This is a genomic window from Achromobacter kerstersii (assembly GCF_902859595.1).
Classification (GTDB): domain Bacteria; phylum Pseudomonadota; class Gammaproteobacteria; order Burkholderiales; family Burkholderiaceae_B; genus Achromobacter; species Achromobacter kerstersii.
Genome location: NZ_CADIJQ010000001.1, coordinates 1,516,015 through 1,524,164, shown reverse-complemented (window position 1 = coordinate 1,524,164; position 8,150 = coordinate 1,516,015). Strand labels below are relative to the sequence as shown.

Sequence of the window (8,150 nt, the reverse complement as noted above, 5' to 3'; positions counted from 1 at the left end):
TAAGAAGATGTCTGGTACCGCGCTCTATAGCAATTCCTGGCACCGGGTCAGCACGCTGCGCCCTCGGCTGCGTTCGCACATCCATATCCATCGCCACGTGTATCGCGGCGAAGTCTGGTACGTGATGCAGGACCAGAGCAATGGCGAATTCCATCGTTACACGCCCGAGGCCAATCTGCTGATCAGCCTGATGGATGGGCGCCGCACGGTGCAGGAGATCTGGGAGATTGCCTGCGGCCAGCTGGACGATGACGCCATGCCGCAAGATGAAGTCATCCGGCTGATGGCGCAGTTGCACCGCGCTGACGTGCTGACGACCGACCGCGCGCCCGATGTGCGCGACCTGGTTGAACGCCGCAAGCGCCAGCGCATGCAGAAGATCAAGCAATACATCGGCAACCCCAGCGCGCTGAAGATGCCGCTGGTGGACCCCGACCGCTGGCTGACGCGCACGCTGCCTTGGTATCGCTGGTTGTTCACGTGGGTGGGCGCGCTGCTGTGGCTGGCGGTGGTGGCGGCTGGCACGGCGCTGGGCGCCATGCATTGGCAGACGCTGACCCACAACATCTGGGATCAGGTGTTTTCCACGGGCAATGTGCTGGCCATGGCGCTGGTGTATCCGGTGGTGAAGGCCATTCACGAGCTTGGCCACGCCTGCGCGGTGAAGGCGCGCGGGGGCGAGGTGCATGAGATCGGCCTGATGTTCCTGCTGCTGGTGCCCATTCCGTATGTGGATGCGTCGGCGGCATCCGCCTTTGCCGATAAGCGCTGGCGGATGCTGGTGGGCGGCGCGGGCATTCTGGTGGAGCTGTTCCTGGCGGCGGTTGCGATGATTGCGTGGACGCAGCTGGAGCCGGGGCTGGGACGCTCGCTGGCCTATACCGTCATCATCCTGTGCGGGGTGTCGACGCTGTTCATGAACGGCAACCCGCTGCTGCGCTATGACGGCTATTACGTGCTGTCAGACGGCATCGAAATTCCCAACCTGGGCCAGCGGGCCAATGGCTATCTGGGCTATCTGTTCAAGCGCTACGCGCTGGGGCTGCGCGGCGTGGAAGCCCCGCGCGCGACGCCGGGCGAACGCGCCTGGTTCGTGGGTTATGCGCTGCTGTCGTTCTGCTACCGCATGTTCATCATGTTCCTGGCCATCTTCATCATGGCCGGGCAGTTCTTTTTCTTTGGCGTCCTGCTGGCCATGTGGGCGCTGTTCAACACGATCGTGATGCCGCTGTGGCGGCTGGGCCGGCAGTTCTATGCCGACCCGCAGATCCAGGCGCACCGTTTGCGTTCCTATGCCATATGCGCCCTGTGCATCGCGGGCATCGTCGGGCTGGTGGGCGCGGTGCCGATGCCGTCGTCCACCGATACCGAAGGCGTGGTGTGGGTGCCGCCCACGGCGCAGGTGCGGGCGCCGGTGGCCGGCTTCGTGCGCGCGCGGCAGGCGGTTGACGATGCGCCCGTGGGGCTGGGCGCGCCATTGATGGCGCTGGAAAACGATGAGCTGATTCGCCGCGACGCCATGCTGGCCGCGCAGGTGGATGAATACCAGGCGCGCTATGTGCAGGCCTACGCGCAGAACCAGGTGCAGGCGGCCATCATGCGCCATCAATGGACCAGCTTGCAGACCGAGCGCCGCGCCATCCAGGAACAGGTGCAGGCGCAGCAGGTGCGCAGCCCGCACGCGGGCCGCTATGTGTCGGCGCAGCCCGAGGACATGACTGGCCGCTATGTGCAGCGTGGTGAGCTGCTGGGTTATGTGCTGACCGATGCCGAAACGGTGCGCGTGGTGGTGCCGCAGTCGAGCCTGGAGCGCATTCACCGGTCGCTGAAGGATGTGCGCGTGCGGCTGGTGCAGGACAGCGGGCAGGAATTCACCGCGCAGATTGCGCGTGAAGTGCCGGCCGCGACCGACGAACTGCCCAGCCTGGCGCTGAGCTTGCAGGGTGGCGGCAGCATTGGCGTGGACCCGCGCAAGTCCCAGGAAGGGCGGGCGAAGTCGTCCGAGAACCTGTTCGTGATGGACTTGCGTTTGCCCGAGGATGCGCCGCGTGCGTATTTGGGCGCGCGCGTGTACGTGAAGTTCTCGCACGAGCCCCGGCCGATTGCGCTGCAAGCGTATGACGCCGTCCGGCAGATGGTCTTGCGCCAGTTCCGCTTTTGATGCGCGCGCCCTGACATGCATGCCTTCGCCACCCTGAACCCGGACCCGCTCTATCCTGAAAAAGAGAGCGAGCGGCATCCGAACAAGCTCGAAGCCTGGGGCACGGCCGCCTTGCGCTGGCTGGGCAGAAAGCGCCGCCAGCCGCTATCGCGCACCCGCCGCATCGTGGCTCGCGTGCACCGCGAAACCCAGGCGCTGGGCGACATTGACCTGGCTGGCGTGCGCCAGCGTGCGGACGAGATTGCTTACGACTTGCGCTGCAACGGCATCACCCCCGCCAGCGCCGCACGCGCGTTTGCGCTGATCCGGCAGGCGGGCCGGTTGACGGTGGGCAAGGCGCATTTTGATGTGCAGCTGATGGGCGGCTGGGCCATGCTGCAAGGCATGGTCGCCGAAATGAACACGGGCGAAGGCAAGACGCTGACCGCCACGCTGCCCGCCGCCACGGTCGCCATGGCGGGGCTGCCCGTGCATGTGATCACCACCAACGACTACCTGGTCGAGCGCGATGCGCAGATCATGAGCCCCATCTACGAAGCGCTGGGCCTGTCGGTGGCCTGGGTCAGCATGGAGATGGACATCCCCACGCGCCGCCAGGCGTATCAGGCGGACGTGGTGTATTGCTCGAACAAGACGCTGGTGTTCGACTACCTGCGTGACCTGATCGTGCTGGACGGCGGCAAGGACGAAGACGCCTTGAGGCTGGAACGGCTGCGGGGCGAACAGGGGCGGCTGAGTCAGCTGTACCTGCGCGGCCTGTGCTTTGCCATTGTGGACGAGGCTGACAGCGTGCTGGTGGATGAGGCGCGCACGCCGCTGATTATTTCGGGCGTGCAGGAAGACGACACTACTGACGTGACGCGCCAGGCCATGGCGCTGGCCGGCGCGATGGACCCCGCGCATTACCGGCTGCTGCGCGGCGAACGCCGGGTGACGCTGACGGAGCTGGGCCGCGAACATCTGCGCGCCGAATGCGCCGCCTTGCCCGCGCCCTGGAGCATTCCGTTTCGCCGCGAAGAGCTGGTGCTAAGCGCGCTGACGGTGCTGCACATGTACCGGCTGGACGAGCAATACATCATCCGCGACGAGAAAATCATGGTCGTGGACGAGTTCACCGGGCGCGTGATGCCGGACCGCTCGTGGGGCCAGGGCTTGCATCAGATGCTGGAGCACAAGGAAGGGCTGGCGCTGAGCGAACCGCGTTCCACGTTAAAGAGCATCAGCTACCAGCGTTTCTTCAAACACTATCTGCTCTTGTCTGGCATGACGGGTACGGCGGCCGAAATCCGCGCCGAGCTGGGCCGTGTGTATGACCTGCCCGTGGTGCGCATTCCCACGCATCGCCGCTCGCGCCGCCGCCATGCGCCCGATGCGGTGTACGCCACCTTGAACGACAAGTGGGCCGCCGTGCGCGACCGCACCCGGGTGCTGCATGCGCAAGGCGTGCCGGTGCTGATCGGCACGCGTTCGGTGGCGGCGTCGGAACAGGTGGCGCAAGTGTTGCGCGAAGCCGGTCTGCCTGCGGTGGTGCTGAATGCCAAGCAGGACGCGGACGAGGCCGACATGATTGCGCAGGCCGGCCAGATGGGCAGCATCATGATCGCCACCAATATGGCCGGGCGCGGCACCGACATTCCGCTGTCCGACGCCGCGCGCGAGGCGGGCGGGCTGCATGTGATTCTGACCGAACGGCACGAGTCGGCGCGCATTGACCGTCAATTGGAAGGCCGCTGCGGCCGCCAGGGCGACCCCGGCCACGTCGAAGCCATTCTGTCTTGGGAAGACGCGGTGCTGGATAGCGTGGCGGGCAAGGCGTGGGCGAAGCCTGCGCAACTGCTGCGTTCGATGGGCGGGCATGGCGTGGCCGCCCGCTGGCTGCGCTACGCCCAGGCCCGCACGGAAAAGAAACTGGCCCGCGAGCGCCGCCATATGGTGGCCGCGGATGAAGAACTTGAAAACTCCTTGTCCTTTTCCGGGCAGGGGGATTGATCTCCACAACCCTATGACACATCGCCTACGCTTCTTTTGCTTTGGTCTATTCAGCGGCCTGATCGCCAGCGCCGCCGCCACCGCGCAGGGCTTGCCGCCCGATGCGCGGCTGCCGGTGCTGGCGGAACCCGCCTTGTCCTCGCAGGGCGACACCCTGCAAACGCCGATGGCCTGCCTGATCGAACCCTTTCAGGTGTCAGAGCTGGGCAGTGCGTCGGCCGGTGTGCTGAGCAATGTGCTGGTGCAGCGTGGCGACGTGGTGAAGAAAGGCCAAGTCGTGGCCGAACTGAACACCAGCGTGGATGAAGCCACGTTGGGCCTGCGCCGCGCCGAAGCTGCCTACCTGGGCCGCGTCGTGGACCGCAACGCCGACCTGTTTAAACGCCAACTACTGCCCGCAGGCGACTACGACGAGATGACCTCGCGCAGCCGTCAGGCGCAGCTGCAAGTGGCGCTGCAACAGGCGATTTTGGCCGAGCGCAGCATCAAGAGCCCGTTTGATGGGGTGGTTGCCGAGCGCTATGCCGGGCCGGGCGACCGCGTCAACGACAACAAGATCGTCAAGCTGGCGCAGATCAATCCCTTGCTGGTCAAGGTGGTGGTGCCGGAAGGCTTGTATGGCCAAATCAAGGCGGATGCGGCCGCGCAGGTCACGGTGAATGCCGCCATCAGCGACAAGCCGCTGCAAGGCAAGGTGTGGCGCATCGACCGCGTGATGGATGCGGCCAGCGGCACGTTCACCGTGCTGTTGCGCGTGCCGAACGAGGGCAACACGATCCCGTCGGGCATCCGGTGCTCGGTCAAGTTCTGATGGCGCGCCTGGCGCGACGGCGCTAGGCGCGGGGTGCTGCCGGACGGCTAACCGCCCCGGTGGCCGCCGTGGTAACGGGGCGCGGACAAGTTGCGCGGGCTTTCTTTATGTTGCGCGGTAGCCATTGCCTTGCGGCGCGCCTCTTCTTGCAGATGCTCGGCGCGCGCGCGATCTTTATCGGCGTGCGGGGGCGTGTCGGCGGCGGGCGCCGTTTGCGGATGCGTCGTGCGGGAAGTCGGGGACGTCATGGTGCGACCCTCTCAAGGTGACGCGGCATATGCCGTGCAATCACGTTACGCCTGGCGTGGCGGGGCTTCCAGCGGTCAATTGCAACAGGCCGCAAAGGGTCGGACCCCGCGTGCGGCGGATAGCCGGTAGACTGGCGAACGCCGCCGTGCTGATTTTCAGGACGCGGCGCCAATCAGACGCCGGCCCAAGCGGGAGACCCGGCGCGCATCACCAGGGGCATTTACGATCATGAAAATAAAAAAACTCATTGAAGAACGGCGCCAGGGCGACCGGGCCGCCGTCCGGGAAAGCGCCGATCCGTCGGACGCGGAAGCGCTTGCCGCGCTGGATCAATTGGACGGCGCAGAGTTCAGTTCCATCGCGTTTGTGACCGAAGACGAAACCGTCTTGGCGGTGGGAGGCGGCGCGGGCACATTCGTGGTGTCGATCACGCTGGACGACGACGCGCGCATCTATACGCTGATTGATCCGTCGCGCTCGGAAGATCATGACGAGAATGTGGTGGTGGGTGGCCAGTCAGGCAGCTATCAGCAATATCAGTGCGTGAGCCGCGAGCTGGCCGCGGCGGCCATCTTGTACTTTCAACAAGAAGGCGCGCCGTCGCCGGATTTGAAATGGGTCAGCGAATAGCCCAGCCGGCGCGCTCTGCCTGTTCGACAGGCGCCGCCGGCTTGACGCGCAGGGTCTAAACGACGCGCGTCAGCACTTTCTCTTCCCGGAACCAGCCGTCCAGGTTGGCCACCATCAGGTCGGCCATGGCGCGGCGGGTTTCGTGCGTGCCGCTGGCGATGTGCGGCAGCAGCACCACGTTGTCCATCGCGTTGAACGCATCCGGGGTGGCGGGTTCGTGTTCGAACACGTCCAGGCCCGCACCGGCGATACGCTTGCCCTGCAAGGCGCTGACCAGCGCGGCTTCGTCGACGACGGTGCCGCGCGCAATATTGATCAGCCAGCCCTTCGGGCCCAGCGCGTCCAGCACGCGCGCGTTCACCATGTGGCGCGTGGCGGCGCCGCCCGGCACGGCCAGCACCAGAAAGTCGCACTCCGCGGCCAGCGTTTCGATGTCCGGCACGTAGCGATATTCCGCGGGGGCGTCAGCGCGCGGCTTGCGGTTTGTGTACAGGATTTCCATATCGAACGCGGCGGCGCGGCGCGCGATCTGCAAGCCAATATTGCCCAGGCCGACAATGCCGCAGCGCTTGCCGCTCATGCGCGTGCCCAGCGGAAAACCATCGTTGGGCCAGCGGCCGGCGCGCACGAATCGGTCGGCTTCAGCGATGCGGCGCGGCGCGGCCAGCATCAATGCCAGCGCCGTGTCGGCCACGCAGGCGTCCAGCACGCCCGGGGTGTTCGTGACGACCACGCCGCGTTCGCGGGCGGCGGCCAGGTCGATGGTGTCGTAGCCCACGCCAAAACTGAAAATGCCTTCCAGCGCCGGCAGGGCGGCGATCAATTCGCGCGTGGCGCCAAAGCGGCCGCTGGTGGCGATGCCGCGTATGGACGCGCCGTGTTCGCGCAGCAGCACGCTGGCGTCGGCGGCTTCCCATAGGCGATGCACGTGGTAGCGCGACTCAAGGTCCGCCACCAGATCAGGCAACAAGGGGCCGACCATCAGCAGGTGGGCGGCGGAGGAGGGCAGGGAATCTGTCATGGATACGGCTTATTTGGAAGGGGCGGTGAGATGGCCTGGAAATCGGGCCAATAAGGATGAGTTCGACGGCCCGAAACCGGGCCAATGAGGTTCAGTTCGAAGGTCCGAAATCGGGCCAAAGAGGTTTAGTTCAACGGCCCAAAACCGGGCCGCCGGGGATCAATTGGTTTGGATATTGCGAGTCTTGATGATCTGCCCGTAGCGCGCGCGTTCGCTCGCAGCCAGCTCTTGCAACTGCTGCGGAGTCGAGCCGTGCGCCACGGCGCCTTGTGATTCCAGCTTGGTTTTCATGGCGGGGTCGGCGGTGATGTCGCGGATGGCTTGCGACAGCTTTTCAATGACGGCAGGCGGCGTGCCAGCGGGCGCCAGCACGGCCGTCCACGAACCCGATTGCGCGTTCTTCACGCCGGCTTCGTCGATGGTCGGCACGTCCGGCATGGCGGGCGAACGGGTGGCACCCGTGACGGCCAGCGCACGCAGCTTGCCGCCGGTGACGTAAGGCATCGTTTCCAGCACCGAGGCAAACAGCATGTCGACGCGTCCGGCCATCAGGTCGGTCATGGCCGGGCCGCCGCCCTTGTAGGGCACGTGCATCAAATCCACGCCGGTCGCCTGCTGGAAAATTTCACCCGACAAGTGCGGCGCGCCGCCCGTGCCGGAACTGGCGAACGTGTGCTTGCCCGGTTCGGCTTTGGCCAGCTTGACCAAGTCCGCCACGTTCTTGGCGGGCAGGTTGGTGGGCACGACCAGCACGAACGGCAAGTCCGAGAACAGCGACACCGGCGCGAACGCGGTGGCCGGGTCGGAATGCAGCTTGTAGATCCACGGGTTGATCGCCAGCATGCCCGAATTGGCGAACAGCAGCGTGTAGCCATCGGCCTGCGAACGCGCGACCAGATCGGCGGCGATCTGCCCGCCTGCGCCCGGGCGGTTGTCTACCACCACCGACGACGCCAGCTTGTCGCCCAGCGCGGCCGCCAACAAGCGCGCCGAAATGTCGGTGCCGCCGCCTGGCGAAAACGGCACGATCAGATTGATCGGCCGCTCGGGGTAGCCGGCGGCGTTGGCGCTCCAGGGCAACGCGGCGGTGGCGGCCAGGGCCAGCGCCGCGGCGATGAGCCGGACGCGAGGGCGGGCGATGGGGGTTGTCTCCATGTCTCTTCTCTTTTTTTGGGGTGAATTTGCGTTGGCAAGCGGCTTGTGCCGTGAAAAAACTGCGTGCTGCGGTGATGCTCCTTTGGGTTCTGCGGGCCGGCAGCCGCTTGCCAGGTGTCCGCTTGCGCGAAGGC

7 protein-coding genes are annotated in these 8,150 nt (G+C 65.9%); 4 read left to right on the top strand and 3 right to left on the bottom strand.

Annotation, left to right across the window (positions count from 1 at the left end; all coding sequences use genetic code 11):
• Nucleotides 1-7: 7 nt before the first annotated feature.
• Genes HV765_RS06710 through HV765_RS06700 form a run of 3 tightly spaced genes read left to right on the top strand, consistent with a single transcriptional unit; the run spans nt 8 to nt 4,961 of the window.
• The gene (locus tag HV765_RS06710; protein WP_175169176.1) at nt 8-2,161 is read left to right on the top strand and encodes an efflux RND transporter periplasmic adaptor subunit; all 2,154 of its coding nucleotides are present in this window, start codon (nt 8-10) and stop codon (nt 2,159-2,161) included.
• A gap of 15 nt (nt 2,162-2,176) precedes the next feature.
• Nucleotides 2,177-4,150: a preprotein translocase subunit SecA gene (locus HV765_RS06705; protein ID WP_054425462.1), complete on the top strand. Its 1,974-nt coding sequence runs from the start codon at nt 2,177-2,179 to the stop codon at nt 4,148-4,150.
• A 13-nt stretch (nt 4,151-4,163) separates the two neighbouring features.
• Nucleotides 4,164-4,961, top strand: a complete 798-nt coding sequence (locus HV765_RS06700) for an efflux RND transporter periplasmic adaptor subunit (RefSeq protein WP_175169175.1) — start codon at nt 4,164-4,166, stop codon at nt 4,959-4,961.
• A 47-nt stretch (nt 4,962-5,008) separates the two neighbouring features.
• On the opposite strand, the gene HV765_RS06695 is transcribed toward HV765_RS06700, so the two are convergent.
• Entirely contained in the window at nt 5,009-5,209 is a 201-nt protein-coding gene (locus tag HV765_RS06695; protein WP_054425465.1) for a hypothetical protein, read from the bottom strand.
• 229 nt (nt 5,210-5,438) lie between these two features.
• Between HV765_RS06695 and HV765_RS06690 the strand changes: the two genes are divergently transcribed.
• On the top strand, nt 5,439-5,840 hold the full coding sequence (locus HV765_RS06690; protein ID WP_054425468.1) for a hypothetical protein: 402 nt from the start codon (nt 5,439-5,441) through the stop codon (nt 5,838-5,840).
• A 55-nt stretch (nt 5,841-5,895) separates the two neighbouring features.
• Here the strand turns inward: HV765_RS06690 and HV765_RS06685 are convergent, their stop codons facing one another.
• Together HV765_RS06685 and HV765_RS06680 are read right to left on the bottom strand one after the other, a co-directional pair.
• A complete protein-coding gene (locus HV765_RS06685; protein ID WP_175169174.1) occupies nt 5,896-6,861 on the bottom strand; it encodes a 2-hydroxyacid dehydrogenase in 966 nt (321 codons plus the stop codon).
• 159 nt (nt 6,862-7,020) lie between these two features.
• Nucleotides 7,021-8,016: a Bug family tripartite tricarboxylate transporter substrate binding protein gene (locus HV765_RS06680; protein WP_054425489.1), complete on the bottom strand. Its 996-nt coding sequence runs from the start codon at nt 8,014-8,016 to the stop codon at nt 7,021-7,023.
• Nucleotides 8,017-8,150 lie beyond the last annotated feature (134 nt).